The 13,984-nt window shown below is 64.6% G+C and carries 14 protein-coding genes and 2 tRNA genes; 9 read left to right on the top strand and 7 right to left on the bottom strand.

The features are described 5' to 3' along the window. The first annotated feature begins 12 nt into the window (after nt 1-12). Genes KBY99_RS06715 through KBY99_RS06705 form a run of 3 tightly spaced genes read left to right on the top strand, consistent with a single transcriptional unit; the run spans nt 13 to nt 2,047 of the window. On the top strand, nt 13-600 hold the full coding sequence (locus KBY99_RS06715; protein WP_261352326.1) for a DUF1643 domain-containing protein: 588 nt from the start codon (nt 13-15) through the stop codon (nt 598-600). After that, the gene (locus KBY99_RS06710; RefSeq protein WP_254959672.1) at nt 558-800 is read left to right on the top strand and encodes a hypothetical protein; all 243 of its coding nucleotides are present in this window, start codon (nt 558-560) and stop codon (nt 798-800) included. Before KBY99_RS06715 ends, KBY99_RS06710 begins: the two co-directional genes overlap by 43 nt. Further along, entirely contained in the window at nt 797-2,047 is a 1,251-nt protein-coding gene (locus KBY99_RS06705) for a cation:proton antiporter (RefSeq protein ID WP_254998149.1), read from the top strand. Before KBY99_RS06710 ends, KBY99_RS06705 begins: the two co-directional genes overlap by 4 nt. Here KBY99_RS06705 and gltX read toward each other — a convergent pair. The 4 genes from gltX to rplS form a co-directional block, all read right to left on the bottom strand. Beyond that, nucleotides 1,979-3,412, bottom strand: a complete 1,434-nt coding sequence (gene gltX, locus KBY99_RS06700; protein ID WP_254998147.1) for a glutamate--tRNA ligase — start codon at nt 3,410-3,412, stop codon at nt 1,979-1,981. The genes KBY99_RS06705 and gltX overlap by 69 nt on opposite strands. Nucleotides 3,413-3,486: 74 nt before the next feature. After that, a tRNA-Asp gene (locus KBY99_RS06695) sits at nt 3,487-3,560 on the bottom strand. A gap of 352 nt (nt 3,561-3,912) precedes the next feature. Beyond that, a tRNA-Trp gene (locus KBY99_RS06690) sits at nt 3,913-3,985 on the bottom strand. A 92-nt stretch (nt 3,986-4,077) separates the two neighbouring features. Then, nucleotides 4,078-4,587 (bottom strand): 50S ribosomal protein L19, encoded by a 510-nt coding sequence (rplS, locus tag KBY99_RS06685; protein ID WP_254998146.1) that lies wholly within the window; start codon nt 4,585-4,587, stop codon nt 4,078-4,080. Nucleotides 4,588-4,736: 149 nt separating this feature from the next. Here rplS and map point away from each other — a divergent pair, with 149 nt between their 5' ends. Continuing rightward, nucleotides 4,737-5,594: a type I methionyl aminopeptidase gene (map, locus tag KBY99_RS06680; RefSeq protein ID WP_254998145.1), complete on the top strand. Its 858-nt coding sequence runs from the start codon at nt 4,737-4,739 to the stop codon at nt 5,592-5,594. Here the strand turns inward: map and KBY99_RS06675 are convergent. Then, nucleotides 5,591-6,331 (bottom strand): NAD-dependent epimerase/dehydratase family protein, encoded by a 741-nt coding sequence (locus tag KBY99_RS06675; RefSeq protein WP_254998144.1) that lies wholly within the window; start codon nt 6,329-6,331, stop codon nt 5,591-5,593. The genes map and KBY99_RS06675 overlap by 4 nt on opposite strands. 79 nt (nt 6,332-6,410) lie before the next feature. On the opposite strand from KBY99_RS06675, the gene ebsA reads away from it, so the two are divergent. The 3 genes from ebsA to KBY99_RS06660 are packed head-to-tail and all read left to right on the top strand — an operon-like array spanning nt 6,411 to nt 8,471. After that, entirely contained in the window at nt 6,411-6,788 is a 378-nt protein-coding gene (ebsA, locus tag KBY99_RS06670; protein ID WP_254959666.1) for a type IV pilus biogenesis protein EbsA, read from the top strand. A gap of 36 nt (nt 6,789-6,824) precedes the next feature. Then, a complete protein-coding gene (locus KBY99_RS06665) occupies nt 6,825-7,922 on the top strand; it encodes a phosphotransacetylase family protein (protein ID WP_254998143.1) in 1,098 nt (365 codons plus the stop codon). A 36-nt stretch (nt 7,923-7,958) separates the two neighbouring features. Continuing rightward, the gene (locus KBY99_RS06660) at nt 7,959-8,471 is read left to right on the top strand and encodes a DNA-protecting protein DprA (protein WP_254931240.1); all 513 of its coding nucleotides are present in this window, start codon (nt 7,959-7,961) and stop codon (nt 8,469-8,471) included. A 9-nt stretch (nt 8,472-8,480) separates the two neighbouring features. Here the strand turns inward: KBY99_RS06660 and KBY99_RS06655 are convergent, their stop codons facing one another. After that, nucleotides 8,481-8,900, bottom strand: coding sequence for an MAPEG family protein (locus KBY99_RS06655; RefSeq protein ID WP_254998142.1), 420 nt, complete (start codon nt 8,898-8,900; stop codon nt 8,481-8,483). 85 nt (nt 8,901-8,985) lie between these two features. On the opposite strand from KBY99_RS06655, the gene KBY99_RS06650 reads away from it, so the two are divergent. Both KBY99_RS06650 and KBY99_RS06645 read left to right on the top strand, forming a co-directional pair. Then, nucleotides 8,986-9,477, top strand: coding sequence for a YajQ family cyclic di-GMP-binding protein (locus tag KBY99_RS06650; RefSeq protein ID WP_254998141.1), 492 nt, complete (start codon nt 8,986-8,988; stop codon nt 9,475-9,477). Between the two features lie 4 nt (nt 9,478-9,481). Beyond that, nucleotides 9,482-13,276: a hydantoinase B/oxoprolinase family protein gene (locus KBY99_RS06645; RefSeq protein ID WP_254998139.1), complete on the top strand. Its 3,795-nt coding sequence runs from the start codon at nt 9,482-9,484 to the stop codon at nt 13,274-13,276. A gap of 102 nt (nt 13,277-13,378) precedes the next feature. On the opposite strand, the gene KBY99_RS06640 is transcribed toward KBY99_RS06645, so the two are convergent. Continuing rightward, on the bottom strand, nt 13,379-13,891 hold the full coding sequence (locus KBY99_RS06640; RefSeq protein WP_254931237.1) for an HdeD family acid-resistance protein: 513 nt from the start codon (nt 13,889-13,891) through the stop codon (nt 13,379-13,381). Nucleotides 13,892-13,984 lie beyond the last annotated feature (93 nt).

Genomic DNA, 13,984 nt, shown 5'->3' with positions numbered 1-13,984 from the left:
ACGGATCCGGTCTTGGCGACCACGCTGGCAGCCGCCTTAAGCCCCTGCGGCCAGTACCGCTGGTGGCTGGAGCGGCTGTGGCAGCCGACGGCGCCAAGGCTGCTCTTCATCGGCCTCAATCCGTCGCGGGCCGATGGCCAGCGCGACGATCCCACCCTGCGGCGGTTGGTGGGTTTTGCCCAGCGCTGGGGCTACGGCAGCCTCGAGGTGCTCAACCTCTTTGCGCGCATCAGCCCATCGCCGGCGGTGTTGCGCCGCGTAGCTGATCCGTTGGGGGCAGAGGCTGATTCCTGGATCCGGCGGCGCCTGGCGGCCCAACCTGAAGCCACCCTCTGGCTGGGCTGGGGCAACCAGGGCACCTGGCGGCGGCGCGATCAGGAGGTGCTGGCCTTGGTGCAGGGGCGTGGTCTCTGGGCCCTGGGTCTCACCGCCGCCGGCCAGCCCCGCCATCCCCTCTATTTGGCCAGCGATGTTGCGCTGCAGCCACTCACCTGGCACAACCAACAGACCCTGGGGCATCCTGTGGGCAGCTCCGTTTCGCTGCCTGGCGCGCCCCCATGTCCCGCATCCCCCGCCGCTACGCCGTGCATCTGCATATGAGCGGCGGCCAGACCGAAACCGTCCATTTCCCCACCCTGGAGGCGTTTCAGCAGTGGTATGGCGGGGTGCTTACCGCCTCCGCCCCAGACGCCTTTGTGAATGTGCCGATCGGCGACCTGGAGGGCGAGTATCTGGTCGTGCGACCCAACGGCGTGATTGGCATCCATGTGGAGCCCAAGTTCAACGCCCTCGATGAATGACGCCTGAGCGGCTGGGTCTGCTCTGGGGGGTCACGGTTTTTGCCGGGGCCACAGCTCAGGCCCTGGCCTGGCTCACCGGCTTGCCTGGGGTGGTGCTGCTGCTCAGCGCCGGTCTGGTGATCGGCCGCTCCGGCTTTGGCCTTGTAGAACCCCTCGACCTGGGTGCGGGTCTGGGCACGGTGGTAGGCCTGCTGGTGAGCCTGGTGCTGTTTGACGGTGGCATCAACCTGCGCTTGCCCGGTGATGCCACCAAGCAGGCAGTGCTGCGCATCGTGCTGGTGCGCCTGGTGCTCGGCCTCGCCGCTGGCCTGCAGGCCGCCCACTGGTTGGCGGGGCTGAACTGGTCGCTGGCGGCGGTGTTCAGCGCCATCGTGCTGGCCACTGGCCCCACCGTGGTAAATCCGCTGGTGCGGCAGATCCGCCTGGCGCCGCCCCTGGGCGAGGTGTTGGAGGGGGAGGGCCTGATCCTGGAGCCGATTGGTGCCGTGCTGGCGCTACTGCTTTTGGAGCTGGCCCTTGGCGACCTCCATGGCTGGCGGGAGCTGGCCCTGGGGCTGCTGCAACGGCTCGGCGGCGGTGTGGCGATCGGTGCGCTCTGCGGCTGGCTGCTGGCCGAAGCCCTGCGCCGCATCCCCGCCCAGCCGGCCGGGGCCCTGAGGCTCCAGCTCACCTTGGGCACCTTGTTTCTGATGTTTAGTGGCTGTGAGTTGCTGCTGCCCGAATCGGGGCTGCCAGCGGCCGTGGCTGCTGGTGTGGTGGTGGGTCGCCGGCCCGATACCGATGCCGCCGAGCTCGATGAGTTGATTCGTCAGTTGGCCCAGCTGGCGATCACGATGCTTTTTCCCCTCCTGGCCGCAGATGTGAGCTGGGCCGAACTCAGCCCCTTGGGCTGGGGAGGGGTGGCCTGCGTGCTGAGTTTGATGCTGCTGGTGCGCCCCGTGGCCATCGGCCTGGCTACCTGGGGCCTCGATTTCAGCCTGCCCCAACGGGCCCTGATGAGCTGGCTGGCGCCCCGCGGCATCGTTACCGCAGCGGTGGCCAGTCTGTTTGCGATTCGGCTTGAGCAGGCGGGAGTGGTGGGGGCCGGCCGTCTTCAGGGGTTGGTGTTTCTGACGATCCTGCTCACCGTGGGGCTGCAGGGCCTAAGCGCCGGCCCCCTGGCCCGCTGGCTTGGCCTCTCAGAGGCAGCGGGCGATGCGGGGGCGGTCGTCGCCGCATCGGTGCAGCAGGAGCCAGGTGGCCAGTAGGTCTGGTCCCTGGAGGCTGCCGAGCAGCGCTGCCCGCAGGCTCTTCATGATCACGCCCTTCTTGACGCCAGCGGCAGTTGCGGCCTCGCCAAGCAGCGCCTGGGCCTGATCGGGCTCCAGGGCACCAGGCGGCAACTGCTCCAGTAGGGCTGCCAGAGCTGGGCGGGCACCCTCGAGTTCGAGCTGGGCGCTGGCAGCTTCGTTGAGGGCTGGGGTTGCAAAGAAGGGCCGGGCCTGGTCGACACCGTCGGCCAGCAGGGTAAGGGAGGGGCCGAGCAGCTCACATAGCTGTAGCTGCCAGGCGGGATCTGCGCTGATGCCGCTGGAATCAGCCGGCCAGCCCGCGGCGGCCCAGAGGGGCAGAAGCTGCTGCCGCAGGGCCTCGGCCCCCAGCTCGTGCAGTACCTGGCCGTTTAGCCAGTTGAGCTTGTCCCAGTCGAAGCGAGCGCCGGCGCGGTTGACCCGCTCGAAGGAAAACGCTGCCGCGGCCTCAGCCAGGCTGAATCGCTCGCCCATCCCCTCCGGCGGCGACCAGCCCAGCAAGGTCATGTAGTTGGCCAGGGCTTCAGCGGTGTAGCCCATCTGCCGAAAGTCGCTCACCGAGGTGACGCCGTCGCGCTTGGAGAGCTTTTTGCCCTCCTGGTTGAGGATCAGGGGGGTGTGGGCAAACACCGGGGGCTCGGCGCCAAGGGCTTGATAAAGCAGCAGCTGTTTGGCGGTGTTGGCGATGTGGTCTTCGCCGCGGATCACATGGCTGATCGCCATGGCGGCATCGTCCACCACCACCACCAGGTTGTAGAGGGGGTCGCCGATTTGGTCGGCGGCGGCGCGGCGGGCGATCACCATGTCGCCACCTAGATCGGCGCCGGCCCAGCGCATTTCGCCCCGCACCAGGTCGCTCCAGGTGATCGTGGCTTCGTCGTCGATGCGGAAGCGGATGGTGGCTTGGCGCCCCTCGGCGATGAAGGCCTGTTGCTGCTCGGCGGTTAGATCGCGATGGCGGTTGTCGTAGCGGGGGGCCTGCTTGCTGGCCGCCTGCTGCTCCCGCATGGCGGTGAGTTCCGCCTCGTTGGCGTAGCAGCGGTAGGCGTGGCCGGATGCAAGCAGTTGCTCGATGGCGGCCCGGTGCTCGCTGATGCGAGCGCTCTGAATCACGGGTTCGCCATCCCATTGCAGCCCCAGCCACTGCAGCCCTTCGAGGATGTTGGTGGTGTATTCGGGCTTGCTGCGCTCTTTATCGGTGTCTTCAATGCGCAGCAAAAACTGACCGCCCAGGCGGTGGGCGTAAAGCCAGTTAAAAACTGCTGTGCGAGCGGTGCCTATGTGCAGCGTGCCCGTTGGGCTCGGGGCGAGGCGAACCCGCACCTGGCGATCTGAAGAAGGTTGCCCTGCTACTGACTGCGCAGCATCCAAAGGGACAACTCCTAATTGAAATGGAACGGGACTGACGGGATTCGAACCCGCAACTTCCGCCGTGACAGGGCGGTGCTCTAACCGGTTGAACTACAGTCCCAGGCAGCTTTGTGAGCTAACTGTGTCGCCGTGGCGACTTTGAAAGTATCCGTGATTACCGGTCCGCTCGTCAACCAATTGGTTTAGGGCAGACCGGCATTGCGGATCGGCATTAAAGCCGCATGAATCTCAAGGCCTAAACCCTGCTGGCTCAATCAAACGAACCTGATTGCCTCGGGCTGTGAATTCACGACCTTGGTCGCTCTGCACAACCACCCTGCCACCGGATTTCACCCGGATCACCCGAGCTCGAACCCAGCCCAGAGCGGCTGATTCGAGCACCTTGACCACATCCCCGGGTTGTAAATCCAACTCCATGCTCAAACCAGCAAACTGCAAATTGGGGCATCGAACGCGCCGTGGAGGACTTGAACCCCCGACATCAGGTTTTGGAGACCTGCGTTCTACCAACTGAACTAACGGCGCATGGCCGATGCCCCGTAAATAGGAGGCCGCAGCTAATCAGCCAGCTGTCTAAAGGAATCTCAAGACGGTAGGCTGATGTTGCGTTGGCAACCTCAGCGGTCGAAGCGTTGCTTGACGCGCGTGGCTTTACCCACCCGGTCGCGCAAGTAGAAAAGCTTCGCCCGACGCACCTTACCTCGGCGCTCCACATTGACGGAGGCAACTTGAGGACTGTGAAGCATGAAGACCCGCTCCACGCCAATGCCCTGGAAGATCCGGCGAACAGTGATCGTCTCGTTGAGGCCGCCATGGCGCTTAGCGATCACCACGCCCTCATAGGGCTGCACGCGCTCCTTATTGCCTTCGCGGATGCGCACCCCCACCTTGACGGTGTCGCCGACGTAAATGTCGGGCAGCTCGTCTTTAAGTTGCTCTGCCTCAAAGGCCCGGATCAGCTCTTGGGCGCTGAGTTTGCCGGTTTTGACCTGCGTGGCTGCGGGTTTTTCTTGCACCGCGGTGGCCGCAGGAGCTGCAGTCCTCTCGGTGGCCGCAGGAGCTGCCGTGCTCTCGGTGGCGTCTACCACCTGATCAGCTGCTTGATTTTCTGTCGACTCCGTTGCCATCTCAGCTCCGCTACGCCTGGCCAAAGATGCAGTGTACCGGCTCGTGGTGCCCCGTTTTCTATTCCGGCTTTGCCACAGCGGTCCAGTCCCATTGGTAGCTTTCAGTTCTGCCCTACATCGCTGCCGGATAGCTGCCGGTGGGTCATTGCATGAATCTGTTTGCCGACCTACTTGCCAGCACCAAGGGCGCGGCGGTTGCCTCCCCCACCGTTGAAACCGGTCCACGCATCCAAAAGGGAAGGCGCGGCGTTGAAATCAAGTCGGCCCGCGAGATCGACACCATGCGCAAGGCCAGCCGGATTGTGGCCACGGTGCTGCGTGAAATTCTGGAGCTGGCGGCTCCCGGCATGAGCACCGGCGACCTCGATCGCCATGCCGAGAAGCGCATCCGCGAGATGGGTGCTACTCCCAGTTTCAAGGGGTATCACGGTTTCCCGGCCAGTATTTGCGCCTCAATCAACAACGAAGTAGTCCACGGCATCCCGAACAGCAAACGGGTTATTCAGGCCGGCGACCTGGTGAAGATCGATACCGGTGCCTACTTCGACGGCTATCACGGCGACAGCTGCGTCAGCCTTTGTGTAGGTGAAGGCGCCACCGAGGAGGCCCAGACCCTCTGCCGGGTGGCCCAGGAATCGCTGATGCAAGGGCTGCGCCAGATCAAGGCGGGCAACACCTTGCTCGACATTGCTGGAGCGGTCCAAGACCACGTCGAGGCCCACGGTTTTGCGGTGGTGGAGGACTACACGGGCCATGGAGTGGGCCGCAATCTGCACGAGGAGCCCTCGGTGTTCAACTTCCGCACCCGAGATCTGCCCAACATGAAGCTGCGCCCGGGCATGACCCTTGCGGTGGAGCCGATTCTCAACGCCGGCAGCAAGGCCTGCCGCACCCTCAAGGATCGCTGGACCGTGGTGACCGTTGATGGCAGCTGGTCGGCCCAGTGGGAACACACCATCGCCGTAACCAGCGACGGTTGCGAAATCCTCACCGACCGCGATTTCTAGGGCTGGCCGGGGCTTGGCCGCGTCAGCAGCTTGAAGTAGCCCCAACGCGCCAGGGTGCTTAGCGGCATCAACAGATAGGTGAGGGGGTTTGGGGTCACGATGATCAGGCTGAGCCCTAATCGGGCCTGGGCAATTACCTGATTGGCCACGAATCCCGGCCCCATCACCCCGATTGGGTTGAGGCTTGAGCGGAATGGCCCCAGCACCAGCCTGCGGATGCGCAGGGGCCCGCTGGCACCAGAGAGATCCAGGGCACGCAGGCTCACCAAACTGCCTAGCAGCCGTTTGCTCAATTCATAGAGAGGGCTGAGGGCTGGCTGGATCTCCGCCTCCGAGGTGTTGATCCACACCTCGGGCTTGGGCCGCTCTGGGCGGTGGCTTTGTTGCACCACCTCGGCAAACAGCTCCAGCAGCCGCCAGCTGCTAAGGGCATTCACCTCCAGGGCAAGCGCCGTGGCAGAGCGGCTGCGGAGCTGTTGCTGGTTGATGCCGTGGTTCAGCACCAGGATGTCTACCCGCTCCAGTAGCCCACGTAGCTCCTGCTCCTGGCCGCATTGCCAGCAGACCTGCTCTAGGGGAATCGCTGTGCCAGCAGGATCCAGCAGGAGCAGGGGTTCGCTGCTGCTGGTGAGGGCTACCAGCGAGGCGCCCTGCTGGGATAGCTCCTGGAGCAGGGCCCGACCCAGGCTGCCGCTCGCACCAGTAACCGCGATCCGGCATCCATCAAAATTGGTCATCTGCCTGGCATAAACGGCGGCCGACGCGTCAGCATGGCCGGAAATAGTTGACGTATTCGCCGCCTTGATGCCCACTGGCATGTTCCCTGAGACTGTTGCCCCCTTAGTGCCCCTATTTGCTCCCTACTGCGGTGGGCTGGGGCGGCTGATGCCTTTAGAGAGTGCTTTGGCGATCCTGCTGGCGGGCGATTGGGCCGGTAAGCGCCTGCTGCAGGGGGGGCGTAGCCACATGCTGCGGCTTAGCTGGAGTGGTGAGACCGCACCCCAGGAAATTCTCCACTGCGATTTGACTTTTCCTGACTTACCAGAGGTGAAGTACAGCTTTGACCTGCCCTGCCACCAGCTGGTGCAGTGGTTGATGGATCGGGAGGGGGAGCAGTTGCCGGCGAGTTTCTGGCAGTGGCTGTTGCTGGGTCAGCAGCCCCTTGCTACCGAAGCAGTGGGCAGCGCCGCCTAAATTTCGCTTCAAGACACCCCCAAGCGAGGTTGACCGATGGCCCCCACCTTGCTGATCGGCTCCTGCGAATCCTTCAGTGGCAAATCGGCGGTGGTGCTTGGCATGGCCCGCCAGCTGGCTCGTCAAGGGGTACCGGTGCGTTTTGGCAAGCCCCTAGCCACCAGCCTCGATAGCCCGGTGGATGCTGCCAGCCAGGCGCCTTTGCTGGATGCCGATGTGCGTTTCATCGGCGCCACCCTGGGGCTTCCGGAAGCCAACCTGATTCCCTCCCTGCATGTGCTCGATCCGGCCACGGCAGAGCGGCGGCTGCTGCAGGGTGACTTGGATCCCGGCTCGGGTTTTGAGCAGCTGCGTCAGCAGCTGGCCGCCGCCAGCGACGGGCTCACCCTGCTGGAAGCTGCCGGCAGCCTGCATGAGGGATTGCTTTACGGCCTCAGCCTGGCCCAGCTGGCCCGGGGCTTGGAGGCATCGGTGTTGCTGGTGCATCCCTGGATCGATAGCTGCAGCATCGACCCGCTCCTGGCGGCTCAGGCCGAGTTGGGTGAGCATCTGGCGGGGGTGGTGCTCAATGCAGTCAAGCCGGGGCTTGTGGCCCAGCTGTGCGCCGAAGTGGTACCTGCCCTGGAGAGCCTTGGTTTGCCGGTGCTTGGCGTCATGCCCCAGAGCCCGCTGCTGCGCAGTGTCACGGTGGAGGAGCTGGCCCTGCGGCTCGGTGCCCAGGTGCTGTGCTGCCCGGAACGGCTCGATCTCCTGGTGGAAACCCTCTCGATTGGCGCCATGAACGTCAACTCGGCAATGGAGTTTTTCCGGCGTCGCCGCAACATGGCGGTGGTGACGGGCGCTGATCGCACCGATATTCAGCTGGCAGCCCTGGAGGCCTCAACCCAGTGCCTGATTCTCACGGGCGCTGGAGATCCGCTGCCCCAGCTGCTCAACCGGGCCGAGGAGCTCGAAGTGCCCCTGCTCAAGGTGGAGCACGACACCCTCACTACGGTGGAAGTTATTGAGCAGGCCTTTGGTCATGTGCGTCTGCACGAAGTGGTGAAGGCAAGCTTTGCCTTCCGGCTGGTGGAAGAGCATTGCAATTTCGAGCGCCTGTTTGCTCGGTTGCAGTTGCCCGCGTTAATGAAATAACGCTGCTAGTTTCAAAGGACTGGCAGGTGGCTACTGGTGTCGCGGTCCCTTGATCTTCCGTCGATTGATCGTATCGACACCCTGGCCCAGGAACTGGCGATGCTCCAGGACCGCAGCAAGCGTCGGATTGCAATTTTGGGCAGTCGCCATGTGCCCGTGGTTTCGATCCATCTGGTCGAATTAGTGGCCCGCTCCCTGGCCCAGGAGGGTCACAATCTGATCACCTCTGGATCTCAGGGCGTTAATGCGGCGGTGATTCGCAGCGTGCTGGAGATTGATCCGGCCAGGCTCACCGTGCTTTTGCCCCAGAGCCTCGATCGCCAACCCGGAGAGTCTCGCGATCAATTGGAGCGAGTGCTGCATCTGGTGGAGAAGCCAGAGCACGATGAGCTGCCCCTGCCGATGGCAAGCAGCCTCTGCAACCAAGACATCATCAGTCGTTGCGATCAGCTGATTTGTTATGCCTTCCACGACAGTGAAACCTTGCTAGCCAGCTGCCGGGTCGCGGAGGACATGGGCAAGGTGGTGAGCGTGATGTTCTTCGATTAAATCTGACGACTAGGAGCCCAGCAGCGCTTTTAGGCCTTCCACGTAGAGCAAGCCGCTGCAGGTGAGAGAGCCTGCCCAGCAGAGGCCTCGCAGCGGTGGCACGTTGCCTACGTACATGCCGATGTAGGCCAGGCGCAGCAGGGGATGGATCCAGGCCGCGGCGATGGCTACCGGGCTGGTGACACCCGCCACCAGGCACAGCAGGGCAGCGGGCGCGTGCAGGGTGAAGGCTTCAAAGCAGTTTTGGTGGGCCCAGGCCGCCCGCTTGCCCCAGGCCGGCAGCCGCTCAAACATGGCCCGCGGGGCGGCCAGGTCGGCCATCTGGAAATTGGCCTGGGAGCGGGCGGCGCCCAGGGGCACGGTGCTGAATACCACCACGCCAGCTGCCAGCAGCAACGACCAGGCGAAAGGGGCGAGGGCGGAGGTCATGAACTGCAGGCGCAATCAGTGCTTGGTCAGGCTGACAGGCCGCCCCTACGATCCGTGAACGTCTCCGACCTCCAAACTGCGCCCCATGGCCGACACCTATTCCTTCGATGTGGTGAGCGATTTCGATCGCCAGGAGCTCGTCAACACCATCGATCAGGTGCGCCGCGACGTGGGCACCCGCTACGACCTCAAGGATTCCAACACCGAAATCGAGGTGGAGGAGGCGAGCCTCACCATCACCACCGCCAGCGACATGACCCTCCAGGCCGTGGAGGACGTGTTGCGCCAGAAGGCAACCAAGCGCAACCTCTCGCTGAAGATCTTTGACTTCCAGAGCCCCGAGCCCGTGGGGGGCAACCGGGTCAAGCAGGTGGTGAAACTGCGCAAAGGCCTGAGCTCTGAGCTGGCCAAGCAACTGAGCAAAACCGTGCGCGACGAACTCAAAAAGGTCACCGTGTCGATCCAGGGCGACAGCCTGCGGATCACCGGCAAAAACAAGGACGACCTGCAGCAGGCGATCAACTTGCTCAAGGCCCAGGACGTGGAAGTGCCTTTGCAGTTTGAGAACTACCGCTGAGCCGGTGCAGCCGGTCTGTTCCGCCCCGGGCTGGCGGTTCTGGGTTGATCGGGGTGGCACCTTCACAGACGTGGTGGGCTGCAGCCCAGCTGGCGAGCTGCTGGTGCGCAAGGTGCTGTCGGTGCAGCCGGAGTGCCCGGGGGACCCGGCCGTGCGGGCGATAGCTGCGCTGCTGAGCCGGGAGCCCGGCGTTGTGGCCGGCAGCCCCCTGCCGCTGGGATTGGTGCGGGAGGTGAGGCTCGGCACCACCGTGGCCACCAATGCCTTGCTGGAGCAGCGCGGTGCCGGGGTGGTGCTGCTGATCAACCGCGGCTTTGCCGACCTGCTGAGCATCGGCGACCTGCACCGCCCCGACCTCTTTGCCCTGGCCATTCAGCGGCCCAACCCCTTGCGGGTGCGGGTGCTGGAGGTGGAGGGGCGCCTGGATGCGCAGGGATTCGAGCTTGCACCGCTCCAGTGGGGAGAGGATTTGCAGCAGCAGCTGCTGCAAGCCCAGGCCGACGGCTACAGCAGTTGCGCGGTGGCCCTGCTGCACAGCACCCGCAATTCCAGCCAGGAGCTGCAGCTGGAGCAGTGGCTCGCACCCCTGGGTTTCGAGGCCGTGGTGCTCTCCCATCGGCTCAGTGGCCAGCCCCGGCTGGTGCCCCGCGGCCAGACCGCCCTGGTGGAGGCGGCGGTGGCACCGGTGCTGGGCCGCTACCTGCGCCAGGTGCAGCGGGCCTTGGGGCCAGCAACCCGGCTGCGGGTGATGCGATCCAGTGGGGCTCAGGCAGCGCCTGAGCTGCTGCTGGCCAAAGACACGATCCTCTCGGGGCCGGCTGGAGGCATGGTGGGCGCCGTGGCAGTGGGCAGGAGGGCCCTTGCTGCCGCTGGGCTGCCGCCGCAGCCGATCGTTGGTTTCGACATGGGTGGCACCTCCACCGATGTGTTCCATTTCGATGACCGCTGCGTGTCAAACGCTGGTGGTGATCTGGCCTGGGAGCGCAGCCCTGCCACCGAGATCGCTGGGCTGGAATTGCAAGCTCCGATGTTGCCGATTCACACCGTGGCTGCTGGCGGCGGCTCGGTGCTGCGCTTTGACGGCAGGCGGCTGCAGGTTGGGCCAGTTTCTGCAGGAGCTGATCCCGGTCCGGCGGCTTACCGCCGCGGCGGACCGCTAACCATCACCGATGCCAATGTGCTGCTCGGTCGCCTGCCGCTTGCCGCCCTGCCGGCTGTGTTTGGCCCCCAGGGCGACCAACCCGCTGATGGGGAAGCGGTGCGGCGAGGGTTTGCGGAGCTGGCGTTTGAGATGGCCGCGGTGGCTCCCGGGATAACTCCGGAGCGGCTGGCGGCAGGGGCCCTGCAGATCGCCATTGAAACGATGGCGGAAGCCCTGCGCCGCATCTCGATCCAACGCGGCCACGACCTGCGCGAGGCCCTGTTGGTGAGCTACGGCGGGGCTGGCGGTCAGCATGCCTGCCGCCTGGCTGAGGTGCTGGCTGTGAGGCGGGTGTTGCTCCACCCCTTGGCGGGGGTGCTTTCCGCCTATGGCCTCGGCATGGCCGAGCAGAGCCTGCTGCTGGAGTGCTCGCCGCGGTTGCCGCTGCGCCCCGACAGCCTGCCCTTGCTGCGTCAGCGCTGCGCCGAGCTGGAGCAGCAGGGGCTCGCCGACCTGCGCCGGCTGGGGGATTTGGCCGAGGGGGCCTCTGGCCGGATTGGGGTGCAGCTGGAGCTGCGGGCTGCCGGCAGCGAGCGGGGTCTGGAGGTGGCGTGGTTGCCCAACGAGCAAGGGGTTGAAGACCTGCAGCGAGGTTTTAGCGCCGCCCATCTGCAGCGCTTCGGTTATCGCCCGGTGGGCGAAGACTGGATCGTGGAGCGCCTGCTGGTGGAGCTGGCTCCCCCGGCAGTGGTTGGCGGGCTGGCGGTGGTTGGAGCTGTTGCTGAGGGCCCTATTTTACCTATAGACAGTCTTTCCCCAACCACTCCCCTGTGGCTGGGCGAGGAGGCCGGCTGGCGGCCGGTGCCGCTGTGGCAGCGCTCCCAACTGCAGCCCCAGCAAAGGCTCGAGGGTCCAGCTCTGGTTGTCGATGCGACCACTACCACCGTGCTGGAGCTCGGCTGGCAAGCCCTGGTGCTTGCAGATGGAGCCCTGCTGTTGGAGCGGGACGGCGCGGCGGCGGCCAACAGCGGGGTTGGCCAGGCTGGTGATCAGGCTGTTGAACATGTGGAGCAGGGGCCCGATCCCAGCCTGCTTGAGCTCTACAACCACCGCTTTGCTGCCATCGCAGAGCAGATGGGTGGGCGGCTGCAGCAGAGCGCCCGTTCGGTGAACATCCGCGAGCGGCTCGATTTCTCCTGCGCCCTCTTCGATGCTGCGGGTCAGCTGATAGCCAATGCCCCCCATATTCCGGTGCACCTCGGTTCGATGGGCGACAGCGTGGTCAGCCTGCTTGCCGCCATCGCCCGGGGTGAGCGCCAGCCATTGGCTTCTGGCGATGTAGTGCTGTCAAACAATCCCTATAACGGAGGTACCCACCTACCAGACATCACCGCTATTACGCCGGTTTTTGTCCCTGGCTTGGGCGACTCCCAGGCTGAGGCCCCGTTGTTTTTTGTGGCCTGCCGCGGCCACCACGCCGATGTGGGTGGCATCACCCCTGGCTCGATGCCGGCCTTCAGTCGCAGCATCGACGATGAGGGCCTGTTACTCGACAACGTGCCGTTTTTGAGCAACGGCAACTTTGATGAGTTGGTGTGGCGGCAGCGACTAGCTGCAGGTAGCCATCCAGTACGCAACGCCGACCAGTTGCTAGCCGATCTGCAAGCCCAGGCGGCGGCTAACCGGTTGGGTGTTCAGGAGCTGGGGCGCTTGATTGAGCGCCATGGCCTCGACGAGGTGAGGGCCTACATGGCCCACGGGCAAGCCCATGGTGCCGAGGCGGTGGGCCAGGCACTTGTGCACCTCAGCAGCGGGTCTGCTCGGGTGGAGCTCGACCACGGCGCCTTCATCCAGGTAGCTGTTCGCATCGACGCTGAGGCTCGCCGGGTTCAGGTTGACTTCAGCGGCACCTCGCCCCAGCACAGCGGCAATCTCAACGCCCCATTAGCTGTAACCAAGGCTGTGGTGCTTTATGTGTTTCGCTGCTTGGTGGGCGAACAGATCCCTCTCAATGCCGGCTGCTTCGAGCCGATTGAGCTGATCGTGCCCCAGGGGTCCCTGCTGCATCCCAATCCGCCGGCCGCGGTTGTTGCCGGCAATGTGGAAATCTCTCAAGCGGCAGCCAACGCTCTGTTTGCGGCGCTGGGGGTGCAAGCCGCCGCCCAGGGCACGATGAACAACCTCAGCTTTGGCAATGGCCAATGCCAGTACTACGAAACGATCGGTGGAGGCAGCGGTGCTGGCATCCGCCCCGGTGGTGCGGGCTTTGACGGGGCTGCTGCTGTGCAGAGCCACATGACCAATTCCCGCATCACCGACCCGGAAATTTTGGAAACGCGCTTTCCGGTGCGGCTGGAGCGCTTTGGGATCCGGGCCGGATCGGGCGGGGATGGGCGGTTTCGGGGAGGTGATGGGGCGGTGCGGCAGGTGCGTTTTTTGGCCCCGATGACCGTTGCCCTGATCTCCGGTGCGCGGCGTGTGGCTCCCGCGGGGTTGGCCGGCGGGCTGCCGGGCGCCTGCGGCCGCAACACCTGGATAGGTGTTGATGGCTCGAGCCGGCAGCTCGACGGCTGCTGCGAGCTGGAGCTCCAGCCGGGTGAAGCCCTGCGCATTGAGACCCCCGGAGGTGGGGGCTACGGCGCCCCCAGTAGGCCATGAGCGCTGTTGCCATCAAATGGTTTGTCGCTGGTGACGACGGTGTTTGGTTCACCAGCCCCAAAACCGAGGCGATAGTGGAGGCGATTGGGAACTAAGTAGTTATTAAGGCTGGCTAGGTGGGGCCGTGAGCAGGTTGATGGCGGAAAACGCCATGCCAATGCCAAACAACATGCCGATCGCCCAGATGCTGTCTGAGGGCCATTCGGCAATCAGCATGCCGCCGAGTACGGCGGTGACGATGCCGTCAATCAGCACCAAGCCACGAGCCGCTCCCTGGCCGGTGGCCGCGGCGGCTAGCTCCATCACGCCCTCGAAAGCAAGCAGGAAGCCGACAAACAGCGTCAAGCTCACCTCACTGGCAACTGGGAATGCCAGCACCCAGACGCCGCCGCCTAGATAAAGCAGACCTGAGAACAGGCGGAAGATTTTTCCTTTGATATCGGCTTCGCCAGTGAGACGCAGTATTTGGGACACCCCGGCAATCACTGATACGGCCCCAACGGCGATGGTGAGCAAGGTGGCCGAGACAAATGGCAGCACCACCGACAGCCCGGCCGCAGCAAACAGCAGGGCCGCGGTGACCCAGCGCAGGGCGGGAGAAGCAGGAACTGTCACCGGCATAAAAGCAATTAGTTTTCAACTTTAATCGCCGCGCAACAAAGGCCCGCTGTCAGGAAATGCTCATGGCTGTGTAGCAAAGCATCACGG

Origin of the sequence: Cyanobium sp. Maggiore-St4-Cus (assembly GCF_024345615.1) — a bacterium.
GTDB lineage: Bacteria > Cyanobacteriota > Cyanobacteriia > PCC-6307 > Cyanobiaceae > Cyanobium_A > Cyanobium_A usitatum.
This window is presented reverse-complemented; position numbering and strand designations above follow the sequence as displayed.